This window comes from Roseixanthobacter finlandensis, from assembly GCF_043195105.2.
Taxonomy (GTDB): Bacteria; Pseudomonadota; Alphaproteobacteria; order Rhizobiales; family Xanthobacteraceae; genus NCEH01.
Genome location: NZ_CM195536.1, coordinates 5113944 through 5130386, shown reverse-complemented (window position 1 = coordinate 5130386; position 16443 = coordinate 5113944). Strand labels below are relative to the sequence as shown.

The 16443-nt window shown below is 67.6% G+C and carries 15 protein-coding genes; all 15 read right to left on the bottom strand.

Going from position 1 to position 16443, the window contains the following annotated elements; genetic code table 11:
• Nucleotides 1-4: 4 nt before the first annotated feature.
• Nucleotides 5-2329, bottom strand: coding sequence for a putative bifunctional diguanylate cyclase/phosphodiesterase (locus tag V5G24_RS23800; protein WP_394084288.1), 2325 nt, complete (start codon nt 2327-2329; stop codon nt 5-7).
• A 78-nt stretch (nt 2330-2407) separates the two neighbouring features.
• Nucleotides 2408-3157, bottom strand: a complete 750-nt coding sequence (locus tag V5G24_RS23795; RefSeq protein ID WP_394084286.1) for an SDR family oxidoreductase — start codon at nt 3155-3157, stop codon at nt 2408-2410.
• Nucleotides 3158-3284: 127 nt separating this feature from the next.
• Nucleotides 3285-4436, bottom strand: coding sequence for an MFS transporter (locus tag V5G24_RS23790; RefSeq protein ID WP_394084284.1), 1152 nt, complete (start codon nt 4434-4436; stop codon nt 3285-3287).
• Nucleotides 4433-4618: a cbb3-type cytochrome oxidase assembly protein CcoS gene (gene ccoS / locus V5G24_RS23785; protein WP_394084282.1), complete on the bottom strand. Its 186-nt coding sequence runs from the start codon at nt 4616-4618 to the stop codon at nt 4433-4435. The genes V5G24_RS23790 and ccoS overlap by 4 nt, the downstream gene beginning before the upstream one ends.
• Nucleotides 4615-6828, bottom strand: a complete 2214-nt coding sequence (locus tag V5G24_RS23780; protein WP_394084280.1) for a heavy metal translocating P-type ATPase — start codon at nt 6826-6828, stop codon at nt 4615-4617. Before V5G24_RS23780 ends, ccoS begins: the two co-directional genes overlap by 4 nt.
• 61 nt (nt 6829-6889) lie before the next feature.
• Entirely contained in the window at nt 6890-7393 is a 504-nt protein-coding gene (locus V5G24_RS23775) for a FixH family protein (RefSeq protein ID WP_394084278.1), read from the bottom strand.
• Nucleotides 7394-7403: 10 nt separating this feature from the next.
• A complete protein-coding gene (ccoG, locus tag V5G24_RS23770) occupies nt 7404-8879 on the bottom strand; it encodes a cytochrome c oxidase accessory protein CcoG (protein ID WP_394084276.1) in 1476 nt (491 codons plus the stop codon).
• Between the two features lie 125 nt (nt 8880-9004).
• On the bottom strand, nt 9005-9886 hold the full coding sequence (ccoP, locus tag V5G24_RS23765; protein ID WP_394084274.1) for a cytochrome-c oxidase, cbb3-type subunit III: 882 nt from the start codon (nt 9884-9886) through the stop codon (nt 9005-9007).
• 4 nt (nt 9887-9890) lie between these two features.
• Nucleotides 9891-10052, bottom strand: a complete 162-nt coding sequence (locus V5G24_RS23760; RefSeq protein WP_394084272.1) for a cbb3-type cytochrome c oxidase subunit 3 — start codon at nt 10050-10052, stop codon at nt 9891-9893.
• 3 nt (nt 10053-10055) lie between these two features.
• Nucleotides 10056-10805, bottom strand: coding sequence for a cytochrome-c oxidase, cbb3-type subunit II (ccoO, locus tag V5G24_RS23755; RefSeq protein WP_394084270.1), 750 nt, complete (start codon nt 10803-10805; stop codon nt 10056-10058).
• An 11-nt stretch (nt 10806-10816) separates the two neighbouring features.
• Nucleotides 10817-12475 carry a cytochrome-c oxidase, cbb3-type subunit I gene (gene ccoN, locus V5G24_RS23750; RefSeq protein ID WP_394084268.1) on the bottom strand — a complete coding sequence of 553 codons (1659 nt, stop codon included), beginning with the start codon at nt 12473-12475 and terminating at the stop codon, nt 10817-10819.
• Nucleotides 12476-12627: 152 nt separating this feature from the next.
• Nucleotides 12628-13755, bottom strand: coding sequence for an ABC transporter permease (locus V5G24_RS23745; RefSeq protein ID WP_394084266.1), 1128 nt, complete (start codon nt 13753-13755; stop codon nt 12628-12630).
• Nucleotides 13752-14753: an ABC transporter ATP-binding protein gene (locus V5G24_RS23740; protein WP_394084264.1), complete on the bottom strand. Its 1002-nt coding sequence runs from the start codon at nt 14751-14753 to the stop codon at nt 13752-13754. The genes V5G24_RS23745 and V5G24_RS23740 overlap by 4 nt, the downstream gene beginning before the upstream one ends.
• Nucleotides 14750-15736: an HlyD family secretion protein gene (locus tag V5G24_RS23735; protein WP_394084262.1), complete on the bottom strand. Its 987-nt coding sequence runs from the start codon at nt 15734-15736 to the stop codon at nt 14750-14752. Before V5G24_RS23735 ends, V5G24_RS23740 begins: the two co-directional genes overlap by 4 nt.
• On the bottom strand, nt 15733-16416 hold the full coding sequence (locus tag V5G24_RS23730) for a TetR/AcrR family transcriptional regulator (RefSeq protein WP_394084260.1): 684 nt from the start codon (nt 16414-16416) through the stop codon (nt 15733-15735). The genes V5G24_RS23735 and V5G24_RS23730 overlap by 4 nt, the downstream gene beginning before the upstream one ends.
• Nucleotides 16417-16443 lie beyond the last annotated feature (27 nt).

Sequence of the window (16443 nt, the reverse complement as noted above, 5' to 3'; positions counted from 1 at the left end):
GTTCTCACCGCCCCCACAGGTCGCACACGCGGGTGGCGGCGGTGTCGCGGGTTTCGCGGGCGAGGAATTCGGCCGTGGCGGCCGCCGGCATCGGCCGGGCATAAAGGAAGCCCTGCGCCACCTCGCATCCGCGCTCGCGCAGGAAGCGCGCCTGGCCCACAGTCTCCACGCCCTCGGCCACCACGCACATGCCGAGGTTCTTTCCGAGCTCGATCACCGTGCAGACGATGGCGGCGTCGAAGGAATCGCTCTCCGTATCCTGCACGAAGCTGCGGTCGATCTTGATGGTGTCGATGGGCAATTGCTTGAGGTGGGTCAGCGCCGCATAGCCGGTGCCGAAATCGTCCAGCGCGAGATTCATGCCGGCGCTGTGCAGCTGGCCGAGAATGGGCGCGACGAAATCCGAATTGCGGCCGAGGAACACGGTCTCGGTGATCTCGACGTCGAAATGGCTCGGCGTCACGCGCTCCGCCGCCAGCAATTCCAGGATCTGGTTCGCCAGGTCGCGATGGGTGAACTGGGCCGGCGAGAGGTTCACCGCCACCCGCCCCACGGGATAGCCCTGGTCCAGCCATTTGCGTACGTCGCGCGCCACCTGCCGCAGCATGGTGTCGCCCATGAGCAGGGCCAGCTCGGGATCCTCGAACGCGGTCAGGAAGCTCTGGGGCTGGAGCACCTGGGTGGTGGAGCGCTTCCAGCGCATGAGCGCCTCGAACCCCATCAGCTGGCCGGTGATGAGCGACACCTTGGGCTGGTAATAGGGCGTGATCTCATTGCCCGCCACCGCATTGGCCAGCGAGCGGTTGAGCGAGATGCGCTCGTTCATGGCGCGCCGCATGGCCGGGGCATAGAGCACCGCGCGGTTGCGGCCTTCCTGCTTGGCGGCATAGAGCGCGAGGTCGGCGTCCTTCATCAGCTCGCCGGGGGCGTAATCGGCATTGGGGCAGGCGGCAAGTCCGATGCTCGCCTTGGTGGAGAGCGAGCGGTCCTGATAGACTAGCGGATGGCGGAAATCGGCGATGATCGCCTGGGAGAGCGCCTGCGCCTCCTCCAGCGAGATCGCCCCGCGCAGCAGGATGACGAACTCGTCGCCGCCGAGCCGCGCCACCACCGCCCGCTCGCCCGCGAGCCGCTCCAGGCGCCGCGCCGTCTCCACCAGCAGGGCATCACCCGCCGCATGGCCGAGCGTGTCGTTCACGTCCTTCAGCCCGTCGAGGTCGACCAGCAGCAGGAAGATCGCGCCGGGCCGGGTGCGCGCCTCGCGGATCGTGGCATCGAGCTGGGCCTGGAAGGCGGCGCGGTTGGTGAGCCCGGTCAAGGCATCGTGGCTCGCCGCATAGCGGATCTTCTGTTCGGCCGCGAGGCGGTCGGTGATGTCGATGACGCCGGAGACCAGGCACGCCTCGCCGTCGATCTCGATGAAGGTGGCCGCCACCAGGACGCTGCGCAGCTCGCCATTGCCGAGGCGGATCTTGGTTTCGAAATTGGTCACCGATCCGTCGCGGATCAGCCGTTCCAGGAACACCCGGCGCGCGCCGAGGTCCGCATAGATCTGCCATACCGACTGGACACCGAACTCGTGCGGCTCGCCGCCGAAATAGCTCACCCCGGCGGCGTTGTAGCGCACGATGCGCCCGCTCTCCAGTTCGGTGATGAGCAGCGGGATGGGCACCGCCATGAAGGTGCGCTCGAGCAGGCGCTCGCTTTGCGAGAGCACCTCGCGGGCGGCCTTCTGGTCCTGGGTCGCGACCCATTCGAGCCGGCTCTGGCGGTTGTTGCGCACCAGCACGAGGATCAGCGCGGCGTTGAGCATCACCACCGCCAGCGCGAGCCCGAGCGCGGTGTCCGTTTGCGGCGGCACCCCGAGATAGCCCACCAGCATCAGAATGCTGCAGAACACGCCGCTCGCGACCGACCAGCGAAACGACACCGGCACCACGAGATAATAGATCGCCGGCAGCAGCAGCACCACGAACAGGGCGATGTCGCTGCGCGAATGCACCAGCACCGCCACTCCGATGGCCGTGATCCATTGCCACAGGACGATGATGAACTGCACCGCGCGGAAACTCACGGCGCGGTTGACGACGGCGGCGCAGGCCAGCGACACCGCGATCACCGCGCACCGGGCGTAAATCGCATCGAGGAAATGCGACTGCCCCTCGAAACGCCAGTCGCTGAACAGGAACAGGGCGTTGAGGAGGGCGGCGAGGAGGAACAGCACGCGGCTATGCCGAACCAGCTCGCCGAAACGCTGGCTCCGGAAGACCTGTTCGCGGATCGGCTCGACGAATTCCCCCGTCAAGGAGTTGAGTCGTCCGTCATCCATCGTCGATCCTGCCGCCTCCCCTTTCCGCTGATTTATCTCTCAAACGCGACGCAGGGATAGTGCACCCGACGCGGGTCCCTAGAAATGCGCGAGATAACCGCCGTCCACAACCAGAACATGCCCGGTGACATAACTTGCGGCGGGCGACGCAAGGAATACCGCCGCGCCGGCGATTTCTTGCGGCTGCCCCCATCTTCCAAGAGAGGTGCGGCGCGAAAGCCAGTCGCCGATGGCGGGGTCCGTTGCCATGGCGGTATTCGCATCGGTGGCGAAATAGCCCGGCGCGATGGCGTTGACGGTGACGCCGTGCGGCCCGAACTCAGCCGCAAGAGCCCGCGTCAGGGCCTCCAGCCCGCCCTTGGCGGCGGTATAGGCGGCATCGCCCGCGCGCGCGATCGGCCCGGCGATGGAGGTGATGTTGATGATGCGCCCCTCGCCCCGTGCCGCCATGCCGCCCGCGACCGCCCGCATGAGGCGCGCGGGGGCGATCAGGTCCACATCCAGAAGGCGCTGGAACGCCGCGTCGTCCAGCTCGAAGAACGGACGCCGGTCGCGGGCGCCGGCATTGTTCACGAGGATGTCCACGGGCGGCGCTTCCTCCAGCGCATGGGCGACCGTGGTGGCGTCGGAAATGTCGAACGGCAGCAGGCTCACCTTGCCGAAATCGGCGAGGCGGGCGCCGGCGGCAAGCAGGCGGGAGCGGTCGCGCCCGTTCAGCAGCACATGGGCGCCGGCCTGCGCCATGCCCTTGGCGATTTCAAAACCCAGGCCCGCCGCGCTTCCCGTGACCAGGGCCGTGCGCCCGGCAAGCGAAAAAAGCTGAGACATGCCGCGCTCCCGACGCATCGTACACGAGCCTTGGCAGATCCCTCCCGCGATCACAAGACGAAGCGCGCTGGACGCGATCCGATCCTGTGGAGCCGCTAACGTCTCCATAGGATCGCTGAATCCGGCGCTAAAGCAATCGGCCCGCGAGCAGGGCGCCGAGGATGGCGGACAGGAACAGGGCGCCGTCATGCAGCGCGAGGCCGAGGCGCGAGGGCGTTCCCTTCTGGTAGATCCAGCCGGTGCAGCCGATGGTGGCGAGCGACCAGCCGGCGCCCACCAGGATCAGCGCTAAGGTCCAACCCCAGGTTTCCGGTGACAGGCGGGCCGGCAGAAGCACGCTCGCGGCGGGCAGGGCGAGCGCCACGACCACCAGCGCGAGCCCCGTGAGCGCCAGCGGACGTGGGGCGAGCCGCGCGCCGAAATAGGCCAGCGGGGCGGCCGGCGCATACATGGCGGCCACATGCAGGGCGATGAAGCCGAACACCGCGCCCTCGCCGATGCCGCAGCCGAGCAGCGCCAGGGGCGCCTGCGCCATCAGCAGGCTCATGCCGAGCCAGGCCAGCGCTCCGCAAAGCGTCGGCACCGCGATCGCCTTCAGCGGCAGCGTCGCTTTTTCGCGGAAGCGCGGCGCGGCATCCGGCGCCATCAGCACCGCGACGGCGAGCGACAGCGTGTGGGCGAGCGCGGCCAGCACCGCAGATCCCACCAGGAAGAAAGGCGAGAACAGCCATTCCGCGCCCATCGCCAGCAGCGGCCCGGCAAAGGCGGCGAGCAGGCCGCCGGTGAGCACGCCCGCGGCGGCGGCCACCGGCCGCCCGGCGGTGGCCGCCGCCTCGTGCCGGTAGAAGAAGGAAAAACCCTGCGCCATGCCGAGCCAGAGCGCCCCGAGGCAGACCCAGGCGAATTGCATCTGCAGAAGGCCGACCGCCAGCAAGGCCCCGCCGCCGATGCCGAGCGAGGCGCCGAGCGCAAAGCCGGTGCGGCGGCCGAAGGCATCGCCGAGAAACGAGGCGGGGAAGGAGGCGAGGGCGGCGCCCACCAGCATGGCGGCGAACGGCACGGTCGCATAATGGGGATCGCGCGCCAGCGCCGCGCCCGCCAGGGGCAGGATGCCGCTCGCCAGCGTCTGCGCCAGCACCGCGAAGGCGAACCCCAGCGCGAGGCCGAACGGGGGCGCCCGCCGCGCGGCATTGTCATTGGCCGGCGGATCGAACTGCGGATCGCAGACACACACCAGCATGCCGGCGCGCGGTCCCGGCAAGGGCGTCGCGGGCTTCATGGGCGCGGCTCCCGCCTGGCGGGGGCGCGGGGCGCGGACGGAAGGTCGTCGTCGCTCAGCACGCGGAAGGCGGCGCCGTCCAGATCCTCATATTGCCCGCTCTTGAGGCTCCACAGGAAGGCGAACAGGCCGATCAGCCCGAGCCCGAGCGCGATCGGCACCAGATAGAGCAGCACCGTCATGCGTGCACCTCCTCGACCGTCGTCGCGGGCGCCGGCCCGGCGGCGGACGTGCCGGCGCGCAGGGCATTCAGCGTCACCAGGATGGACGATCCGGACATGGCGAGCGCTGCCACCAGGGGCGTCACATAGCCCGCGACCGCCAGCGGCACGGCGATGAAATTATAGCAGATCGCGAGGGCGAGATTCTGCCGCATCAGCCGGCCGGCAGTGCGCGCGCCATCGAGCGCGGCGAGGACCGGGGCGAGGCGCTGGCCGATGAACACGGCGTCGGCCTGCGCCTGCGTCACCGCCGCGCCGCTGGCGGGGGAGAGCGACACCTCGGCTGCCGCAAGCGCGGGCGCATCGTTCAGCCCGTCGCCGACCATGCACACGCGATGCCCCGCCGCCTTCAATTTTTCCAGGGCGGCAATCTTGTCGGCCGGGCGCAGGCCCCCTTCATAATCGGCGATGCCGAGCTGTGCCGCGACCGGCGCCACCGCTTCCGGCCGATCGCCCGAGAGAATGCGCGCGGCGATGCCGCGCGCCTTGAGGGCGTCCACCACGGCGCGCGCATCGGGCCGCACTTGCTGGGCGATGCCGATGATGAGGCGCGCGTCGCCGAGCCGGAACGCGATCAGCGAGCAGTCGGGCGGCAAGTCGGGCGGAAGGTCCGCCGGCAGCCGCACATCGCAGAACTCCAGGCTGCCGAGCCGGGCCTCGCCCTCCGGCAGCAAGGTGCGCACGCCCGCGCCGGTCCTTTCCTCCACCTCGGCGAAGGCCGCGCCCTGCGCCGAGCGGGCGAGCGCCGCGGCGAGCGGATGCCGGCTCGACAAGGCGAGGCGCGCCGCGAGCGCCAGCAGACGCGGATCGGCGTCCTGCGGCACGCGCAGCACGGCGTCCGGCAGGGTCAGCGTGCCGGTCTTGTCGAACACGACCATGTCCACGGGCGCGAGGCGCTCCAGCATGTCGCCAGCATTCACCAGCAGTCCGGCGCGGAACAGGCGCCCGGTCGCCACCACCTGGACCACCGGCACCGCCAGCGCCAGCGCGCAGGGGCAGGTGATGATCAGCACGGCGACCGCGATCATCACCGCATCATGCACGCTCGCACCCAGCACCAGCCAGAAGATGGCGGAAGCCAGCGCGGTGAGATGGACCACCGGCGCATAAAGGCGCGCCACCCGGTCGGCGAGGCGCACATAGGCGCCGCGCGCGCTGAGCGCACCATCCAGCAGGCGCTGGACGTCGTCGATCAGCGTGCCCTCGCCGCCGGCGGTGACGCGCAAGGTGAGCGCGCCGGACCCGTTGAGACTGCCGGCATAGACCCGCGCGCCGGGAGCGACGAGGCGCGGCAGGGTCTCCCCGGTGATCAACGCTTCGTCCACCGCCGAGGCGCCGGAGACCACTTCCCCGTCCGCGCCCACCCGCTCGCCCGCGGCGACGAGGATCATGTCGCCCGGCGCCAGCGCCTGCACCGGCACCAGCACCGGCACCCCGTCGGAGCCGAGGCGATGCGCCATCTCCCCGCGCAAGGCGGCGATATTGCCGGCCACGGCGCGGGTGCGCCGGCGCGCCTCATGGTCGAGATAGCGGCCCGCCAGAAGGAAGAACAGCAGCATCACCGCGCTGTCGAAATAGGCGTGCTCCTTGTGCAGCGCGGTTTCGACCACCGACATGCCGAGCGCCAGGATCACCCCGAGCGAGATCGGCACGTCCATGTTCAGCTTGCGGGTGCGCACCGCGCGCAGCGCGCTCTGGAAGAAGGGCTGACCGGCATAGGCGGCGGCGGGCAGGGCGATGAGGGCGGACAGCCAATGGAAGAAATCCCGCGTCTCGGGCGTGATGTCGGTGACATTGCCCGACCAGACCGAGACCGACAGCAGCATCACGTTCATGGCGGCGAAGCCCGCGACGCCCATGCAGCGCAGCAGCCAGCGGGCGCGACGCGCCTCTTCCTCCTCCACCCGGCCGGAAAAGGGATGGGCGCGATAGCCGAGCGATTCCAGGCGCTGCACCACCTCGGCGGGCGCGCCTTCGCCGCTCCAGGCGACGGTGAGGCGATGGGTGGAATAGTTCAGCCGGGCATGGACCACGCCGGGCAAAGATTTGACGCCGTTCTCGATGTCGCTGATGCAGGCGGCGCAATCCACGCCGTCCACGGCGAGGCTCACTTCCGCGCGGCCCTCCGCGTCACGGGCGAGAAAGATGGAATAATCGACGGCCTCGGCCATGTGCGCAGCACCCGGAAATCACGCGAGCCCCGCACCGGCCCCCCCGCACGGCGGGACGCGGCTAGTGCAGTTGAACCCGGTTCTTGGACCGGAACAGGCGTTGCCCGCCTTGCGCAAGATCAAGCATCAGGTCCCATTGCCCGGCATGGGCGGTGGCGGCGCCCATGTAGCGGCCGCCTCCGACGTCGGCGAGGGCGAGGGTCACGTCGCCGCGCGCATCCGTCGGATGGAACAGGCGCCCCGTCACCTCGAGCCCGCTCAGGGGCTTGCCGGCCGCATCGCGCACGATCAGCACGATGTGGCGCTCCAGGCCCTGGCTCGTCATATCGGCTTCCACGTTCCAGCCGCGCGTCGTCTGCTGGGCGGCCGCCTCCTCCTCGCTGCGGAAGGCGAGGCCCGCCTTGTAGGAGCTTTCGGTCTCCACCCCGCCGAAGGTGGAGACGGCGAACCGGGCCATGACCACGTTCACGCCCACCACCACGCCGAAAAAGGCGAGGATGATGAACAATACCATGCGGCCGGTGAGTTCCCGCGGCGGCTTTTGCGCGATGCCGAGCTGTGCCATCGAATGCTTCCTACGGCGCGATGAAATGGTCACTGGCACGGGCGGCGAGGCCGGTCGCCGTGTCGCGGATCTCGAATATCACCGGCAAGGATGCGCCGGCGTCCAACTTATCCCTGGTGGTCACCAGCACGCGCACTTCGCGCGTCTGGTCGGGGCCGACGGTGAGGACATCGCTCTCCGAGCCCGCATCCGTCCCGACCACGTTCAAGGTGGCGCCGGGCACGCCGGAGACCGAGATCGAGAAGCTGCGCTCATACAGCTTCTTATTGATCAGCCGCAGCGTATAGGCATTGCGCAGGGACCCGTCGGACAGCCGCACGAACACCGGATTGCGATCGTGGATGGCGGCCAGGCCCTCGCTGGAGCGGTTCACCAGCGTCGCCAGCATCAGCCCGCCGATGCCGCAGATCAGCGCCGCATAGAGAATGGTGCGCATGCGCACGATGCGCCGCACCGGCGCTTCGCCGCGCGCCTGCGCTTCCAGATTGGCTTCCGATTCATAGCGGATCAGCCCGCGCGGGCGATGGATCTTGTCCATCACAGTGTCGCAGGCATCGATGCACAGGCCGCACTGGATGCAGTCCAGCTGCAGCCCCTTGCGAATGTCCACGCCGGTGGGGCAGACATTGACGCACTGGTTGCAGTCGATGCAATCACCCGCCGGCTTGCCCTCGGCCCGCAGCTGCGCAACCTTCTTGAGCGATCCGCGCGGCTCGCCGCGATCCAGCAGATAGGTGACGTTGAGCGCGTATTCGTCGGTCAGCGCCGCCTGGATGCGAGGCCAGGGGCACATATAGGTGCACACCTGCTCGCGCATGTGGCCGGCCAGCACATAAGTGGTGAAAGTCAGCACCGCGATCGAGGTATAAGCGGTCGCCGAGGCCTGGAAGGTGGCGAGCTCGCGCACCAGGGTCGGGGCATCGTCGAAATAGAGCACCCAGGCGCCGCCGGTCCACCAGGCGATCAGCAGCCACAGCGTATGCTTCAGCGTCTTGTGGGCGAATTTGTCGATGGTCCAGGGCGCGTTATCGGCGGCGATGCGCTCGCGCCGGTCGCCCTCGATCAGCCGTTCCACCGCCATGAACAGGTCGGTCCACACGGTCTGCGGGCACAGATAGCCGCACCACACCCGGCCGGCGACCGCATTCATCAGGAACAGGATCAGCGCCGCGAGGATCAGCAGGCCGGCGACATAATAGAATTCCTGCGGCCAGATCTCGATGAAGAAGAAATAGAAGCGCCGGGCGGGGAAATCGATCAGCACCGCCTGGTTGGGCGCGTCCGGCCCGCGATCCCAGCGCACGAAGGGCAGGAAATAATAGATGCCGAGCGTGATGATGAGCACGATCCACTTGATGCGCCGGAAGGTGCCGTGGACGCTCTGGGGATAGATCGCGCGGCGCGCGGCGTACAGCGGCGCATCATCGGCGTCGATGTCCGGTGCTGCCGGCGGGGTCGCGTGGGTCTTGGCGGCGGGAACGGTCATCACATCACTGATCTGTTGCCCGCCCCCGTGGGGAAAGGCGTGGAAAAAGAGGGCGGCACGCCCTCAAACGCGGAACCCTTCCGCCGGGCGGCCCGAGGCCGGCTCCGGCGGAAGGGCCGGCTTTGCTATTGGCCGCCGCCCAGGGTGTGGACGTAGACGGTCAGGGCCTTGAGGGTGGTCGGCGACAGGCGCTCGCCCCAGGCCGGCATCACGCCGCCCCGGCCATTGGTGATGGTCTGGACGATGGTGGCCTTGTCGCTGCCGTAGAGCCAGATGCCGTCGGTCAGGTTCTTGGAGCCAAGCTCCTGATTTCCCTTCGCGTCTTCACCATGGCAGACGGCGCAATTGGCCTTGAACACCGCCGCGCCCTTCTCGACGCTCGGCGTACCCGCCGGCACCAGGCCCGAGAGCGAGCGCACGAAATCCGCCGCGTCTGAAATCTCGGCCTTGGAGAGCACGGCGCCAAACGGCGTCATGTTGCCCTGGTGGCCGAGATCGTCGCCCGCGCGAATGCCGTGGGTGATGGTTTCCTGGATCTGCGCCAGGGTGCCGCCCCACAGCCAATCGTCGTCATTGAGGTTCGGGAACCCCTTGGCCCCGCCGCCGCCGGCGCCATGGCACGGCGCGCAATTGTCGGCGAAGGCGACCCGCCCTTCCGCCCGCGCCAGCGCCAGCAGCTCCGGGCTCTTCTCGATCTCCTGGAGGGAGGCCGTGGCGAGACGTTCCGAGGTGGCCGCCCGCAGGGTCCGCAGGTCGGCAAGCTGGCCCTGGACGGCGGTACGGGAATTCCAGCCGAGCACGCCGGTGGTATAATTGGACACCAGCGGCCAGGCCGGGAAGGCGATCCAATAGCAGACCGCCCAGAAGATGCAGGCATAGAAGGTCCACAGCCACCAGCGCGGCAGCGGATTGTTGAGTTCGCGGATGCCGTCCCATTCGTGGCCGGTGGTGGCGGTCCCGCTCGCGGCGTCCACGTGCGCGTCATGGCTCTCGTGTGCGGTGCTCACGGGATCAATCCTCCTTCAGCGGAATTTGGGCGGCTTCGTCGCAATTCTTCTGCATCTTCTTGGAAGGCCAGAAGGCGTAGACAATCACGCCGACGAAACCGAGGAAGAACAGCATCAGCCCCCAGGTCTGGGCGAACGATGCAAAGAACATGTAGATGTCACGCATGGCTCACCTCACGTTCGCCTTGTCGTCGTAGAGCTTGAAGTCCACGAGCGTACCGAGCATCTGCAGATAAGCGATCAGCGCATCGGCTTCCGTCAGCTCGGCCGGATTGCCGTCGAAATCGCGCACCTGCGCCTTGGGATAGCGCTTCTGGAGCGCATCCATCTCGTCGGCGTCGGTGGTGGACTGGGTCTTCAGGTCCGCCTGCGCATTGGCGATCATGTCGTCGGTATAGGGCACGCCCTCCACGCGCAGGACCTTCATGTCTGCGGCGATATGCTTGGCGTCGAGCTTGTTATACGCGAGCCAGGGATAGCTTGGCATGATCGAGGCCGGCACCACGGAGCGCGGATTGTTCAGGTGCTCCAGCTGCCACAGGTCCGAATACTTGCCGCCGACGCGGGCGATATCAGGCCCCGTGCGCTTCGACCCCCACTGGAACGGGTGGTCGTACATGCTTTCCGCCGCCAGCGAATAATGGCCGTAGCGCTCCACTTCGTCGCGCAGCGGGCGGATCATCTGGCTGTGGCAATTATAGCAGCCCTCGCGCAGGTAGATGTTGCGCCCCGCCAGCTCCAGCGGCGTATAGGGGCGGATGCCATCCACCTTCTCGATGGTGCTCTTGAGGTAGAACAAAGGCACGATTTCCACGAGGCCGCCGATGGAGATCACCACCAGCACCCCCAGGAGCAGGATCAGCGAGTGCTTCTCGAAGATCGCGTGCTTGCTCCAGATCGAAGTGGTCTTGGTCGACATCTCTATCTCCGTCATTCGGCGGGAGCGAGCGCGGCGCCAGTCGTCTCGGCGACGGTCTCCGGCGAGCGAATGGTCATGATCACGTTCCAGGCCATGATCAGCGCGCCGATCAGGAACAGGATTCCCCCCAGCGCCCGGATCACATAGAGCGGGTGCATGGCCTCGACGGTTTCGATGAAGGAATATTCAAGGAAGCCGAGCGAGGTATAGGCGCGCCACATGAGGCCCTGGAGGATGCCGGCGACCCACATCGAGCAGATGTAGAGCACGATGCCCAGCGTCGAGATCCAGAAGTGCCAGTTGATGGCCTTCATCGAATACATCTCCCGCTTGTTCCACAGCCAGGGCACCAGGCAATAGATGGCGCCGAAGGAAATATAGGCGACCCAGCCGAGCGCGCCGGAATGCACGTGGCCGATGCCCCATTCCGTGTAGTGGCTCAGCGAGTTCACCGCCTTCACCGACATCAGCGGGCCTTCGAAGGTGGACATGCCGTAGAAGGCGACCGACACCACCATCATGCGGATCACCGGATCGGTGCGCAGCTTGTCCCACGCGCCCGAAAGGGTCATCAGGCCGTTGATCATGCCGCCCCAGGAGGGCATCCACAGCATGATGGAGAAGGTCATGCCCAGCGTCTGCGCCCAGTCCGGCAGCGCCGTATAGTGCAGGTGATGCGGGCCAGCCCAGATATAGAGGAAGATCAGCGCCCAGAAGTGCACGATCGACAGCCGGTAGGAATAGACCGGCCGGTTCGCCCGCTTGGGGATGAAGTAATACATCAGCGCCAAAAACCCGGCGGTCAGGAAGAAGCCGACCGCGTTATGGCCGTACCACCATTGCACCATGGCATCCTGCACGCCCGACCACAGAATGTAGGACTTGGGCGAGAACACCGAGACCGGGATGGTCGCGTTATTGCCGAGATGCAGCACGGCGATGGTCAGGATGAAGGCGAAATAGAACCAGTTCGCCACATAGATATGCGGCTCCTTGCGCTTCAGCACCGTGACCAGGAACACCAGGAAATAGGTGACCCACACGATGGTGAGGAACAGGTCGCTATACCATTCCGGCTCGGCGTATTCCTTGCCCTGGGTGATGCCCAGCAGATAGCCCGTGCCCGCGATGACGATGAACAGATTATAACCCCAGATCACGAACCACGGGGCAAGATCGCCCGCGAGGCGCGCCTGGGAGGTGCGCTGCACCACGTAGAAGGAGGTCGCGATCAGCACGTTGCCGCCGAAGGCGAAGATCACCGCCGAGGTGTGCAGCGGCCGCAGCCGGCCGAACGAGGTCCAGGGCAAATCGAAGTTCAGCAGCGGAAACGCCAGCTGAAGGGCGATGATGACGCCCACCGTGAAGCCCGCGATGCCCCAGAATACGGCCAGCAGCGTGCCGACCTTCACCGGGCCCATGTTGTAATTGGGCTTTCCGTCGATGGTCTGCGGCGGCAGGATCGCGTCGCGATCCATGTAGCGATTGCCGATGGCGAACACCGCCGCAACGCTCGCCGCGGCGAACACGAAGGCATGGAAGGCATAGGCCGAGGTGTGGGCCTTGGCGGCCACCACAACGGCGAAGAAAGCGAAGAGCGAGAACACGATCAGGAGACCGGTTTCTCCGAATGTCATGCGCTTCGTGATTGGTGTCTGGACAATGGACATTGGGCACCCCTTGCGCGGGGGCGGTGCAAACCCGCCCTGCAAGCCTTGGGGGCAAAATGGGCTGCGAGCGCTCTTTCTCCTTGATACAGGTCAAAGCTACGGGTTCACCCGGAGGCCGCATTGCCGCACCCGTGGCGAAAAAGCGGCGCGGGTCAGTCCAGAGTCTGGCGGAAACGGGCCACCGCAATTCCCATGGCGATCAGCATCAGCAGCGCCAGTATAGCGATGTCGAGCTGTAGATCGGCGAAGGTGGAGGCCTTCAGCAGGATGCCCCGCACCATGCGCAGATAATGCGTCAGCGGCAGACATTCGGAGATCCACTGCGCCCACACCGGCATGCCCGCGAAGGGAAACATGAAGCCGGAGAGCAGGATGTTCGGCAGGAAGAACATGAACGACATCTGCACCGCCTGGAGCTGGTTTTGCGCCAGGGTGGAGAACGTATAGCCCACCGCGAGATTGGCGGTGATGAACAGCAAGGTCACGATGCACAGCAACAGCAGCGAGCCTTCCACCGGCACGCCGAACAGCACCACCCCCGCGCCGAGGATCAGCACCGCCTGGAGCACGCCCACCAGCACATAGGGGATGATCTTGCCGAGCATGATCTCCACCGGGTGGATCGGCATGGAGAGCAGGCTTTCCAGCGTGCCGCGCTCCACCTCGCGCGTCACCGAAAGGGCGGTGAAGATCAGCATGGTCATGGTGAGGATGGTGCCGAGCAGGCCAGGCACGATGTTGAGCTGGGAGGTGCCGGCGGGATTGTAGCGCCGGTGCTGGACGATCTCGAACGGCATCGCCCCGGCCGCGTCCACGTACCGGATCTGCTTGAGCGCCGTTCCGACGATGCCGGCGAGCGCGCCCAGCGCATTGCCTGCCGCGACCGGGTCCGTCGCGTCCGCCGCCACCAGCAGCTGGGGATCCTCCCCGCGCCGCAGCGCCCGTTCGAAGCCGGCGGGAATCTCCACCAGGAACAGCACCTCGCCGCCGCGCACCAGATGTTCGGCCTCCGCCTCGCTGTGCGCCTCGCGGGTGAATGCGAAGAAGGCGGTGTTGCGCAGCGCGGCGAGGATCGCCCGCGTCACCTCATTGTTCTCATGGCTGAAAACAGCCGTCGGCAGATGGCGCGGGGTGGTGTTGATGGCATAGCCGAACAGCACCAATTGCAGCAGCGGGATCATGATCATGGTCGCGAACGTCACCCGGTCGCGCCGCAGCTGGATGAATTCCTTGCGCACCATCGCCGAGACGCGGCGAGCGAAGCCGGGAAGGCCGATCATCGCAGCGTGTCCTTCGACCGGCTCATGAGGTCGATGAACACATCCTCCAGGGTCGGGGAATCCTGCTGGAAGGCAAGGTCCGGCCGCGTGCGATAGGGCGCGAGCGCGGCGTCGAGGGCGTTCAGATCGCGCCCGGAGATGTGCAGGCGGTTGCCGAACGGCGCCACCATGTCCACCCCGGCGGTGGATTCAAGCGCGCGCGCCAGCACCGCCATGGTGCGCCCGGGATCGGCGCCGGCCACCGCCTCCACGGTATAAGTGGAGAGGCCGGAGGCGGCGATCACGTCCGGCACGCGCCCTTCCGCCAGCAGATGGCCATAGGCGATGTATGCGATTTCGTGGCAGCGCTCGGCTTCGTCCATGTAATGGGTGGAGACCAGCACGGTCAGCCCGTCGGCGGCGAGCGCATGGATCTGCGACCAGAATTCCCGCCGCGCCTGGGGATCGACGCCGGCGGTGGGCTCGTCCAGCAGCAGCAGTTCGGGCGAAGGCAGGATGCAGGCGCCGAGCGCGAGGCGCTGCTTCCAGCCGCCGGACAATTCCCCGGCGAGTTGCTTGCCGCGCCCTTCGAGGCCGAGACGCTCCAGCGCCTGCTGAGCGGCCTGCTCGGGCTTGCGCACGCCATAGAGGCGGGCGACGAATTCCAGATTCTCGCGCACCGAGAGGTCGGCATAGAGCGAGAATTTCTGCGTCATATAGCCGACGTGGCTGCGGATCTCGCGCGCCTGGGTCAGGATGTCGAGCCCGAGGCAGGTGCCGCGTCCGGCATCGGGGGTAAGCAGGCCGCACAGCATGCGGATGGTGGTGGTCTTGCCCGAGCCGTTGGGGCCGAGAAAGCCGTAGATCTGCCCCTTGCGCACCCGCATGGAGAGATCGTCCACCACCACCCTTTTGCCGAAGGATTTGCGCAGGCCCTCCACCTCGATGACGATGTCGCGGCCGTTCCCAGCGTCGGGGGCCGGCGCGGGCGCCGGGGCCGTGGGGCCGGGCGCGCTCACCGCGAAGGTCCCGCCAGCGTCACCGTGACCGGCTGTCCCGGCCGGGCGGCGGAGGGATCGCGCGGGCGCGCCTCCACCAGATAGACCAGCTTTGAGCGCTCCTCGCGGCTGTAGATCACCGGCGGGGTATATTCGGCCACATCGGCGATGAAGGTCACGTCGGCGGTCAGCGGTGGACAATTGTCGCACGACACCGCCACCGGAGCGCCGAGCGCGATCTTGGCGAGGGCCGCCTGGGGCACGAAGAAGCGCACCTTTACCAGCCCCGGCGGCAGGAGGGACGCCACCGGCCGCCCCTCGGGCACCAGTTCGCCCACCCGATAATAGAGCGTCTGCACCGTGGCGTCCGACGGCGTCTTCAGCGCCCTTCGGTCGAGCCGGATCCGGGCGGCGTCGCGATTGGCCTCAGCCTGCATCACCGCCTGCTGGGCGGCGGCGATATCCTCGTCGCGCGAGGCGATCTTGGCATTGTCGATCTGGCGTCGCACCTCGTCGAGGCTGGCCTGGTTCTGGTCATATTGGTGCTGGGCCGTGTCGAGGTTAGCTTGCGAGGAGGCGCCCTTCGGCACCAGGGTCTTCTGACGTTGCAGCTCGATGCGCGAGAGATCGAGCGCCGCGCTCGCGCGCCGCTGGGCGGCATCGAGAATGGCGATTTCCTCCGGCCGCTGCTGGGCCGCCTTCGCCTTGTCGAGCCGCGCCTGGGCCTCGCCCAATGCGGCGACCGCGGCGGCGAGGTCCGCCTTCTGGACGTCGTCCTCCACGGTTGCGATCACCGACCCCGCCTTCACCGCGCTGCCCTCGGCCACCGGCAAGGTGACCACGCGCCCCGGCTCCTGTGGGCCGATGAACAGCAGGTCGCCTTCCACATAGCCGGTGAACTGGTTGTCCGGCGGCGCCGAGCAGCCGGCGAGCACGAGCAGTGCCAGAACCGCGACGGGGAAGCGGAGGGCGCGCGGGGATGGGCGCGCAAGGTCGGGGCTCATGCGTCCGTGCTCCCGAGGCCGCGCAGCAGCACGTCCCGATAGGTTTGGATGAAGGCGCGCACGTCGAGCGGCGCGATGTGCGCGAACAGGCTGTTCCAGACCAGCGATGTCATGGCGGGAGCGATCACGATCTGCGGGAAACGGACGGCGGCATCGGAGGTGATCTCGCCACGGGCAAGCCCGCGCTCGGCGATGGCGCGGATCAGCGCCATCCCTCGCGCGACCACCTCGCGATGATGGAACGCCGCAAGCTCGGGAAAGCGCGGGCCTTCCGCGATCATCAGCAGCAAGATACCCCGCGCCGGCCCCTCGACGATGCGCGAGATCAATATCTCGGACATCGCGTGCAGCAGCTCGCGCGTCGTGCCCTGGTAGGCGGGCAGCAAGGCGGCGGCATCGCTGAGCGCCGGCGCCACCGTATCCTTCACCACCGCCTCGAACAGCGCCTGCTTGTCGGGGAAATAGAGATAGAGCGTGCCTTTCGCGACCCCGGCGGCGCGGGCGACATCCTCCAGGCGGGTGGCGGCATAGCCATGCGCGGTGAATGTCGCGAGCGCCGCCGCCAGGATCGCCGCCTGCCGCGCCTCGCGCTGGCCGGGGCCGGTCGCCGCGCCGGCCCGGCGACGTTTCGCGGCGGGTGCGTGTGAAGGGACGGGAGCGGGGGACACGCTATCGGACATGCCGCATCATGCCAGAATATGACTGAC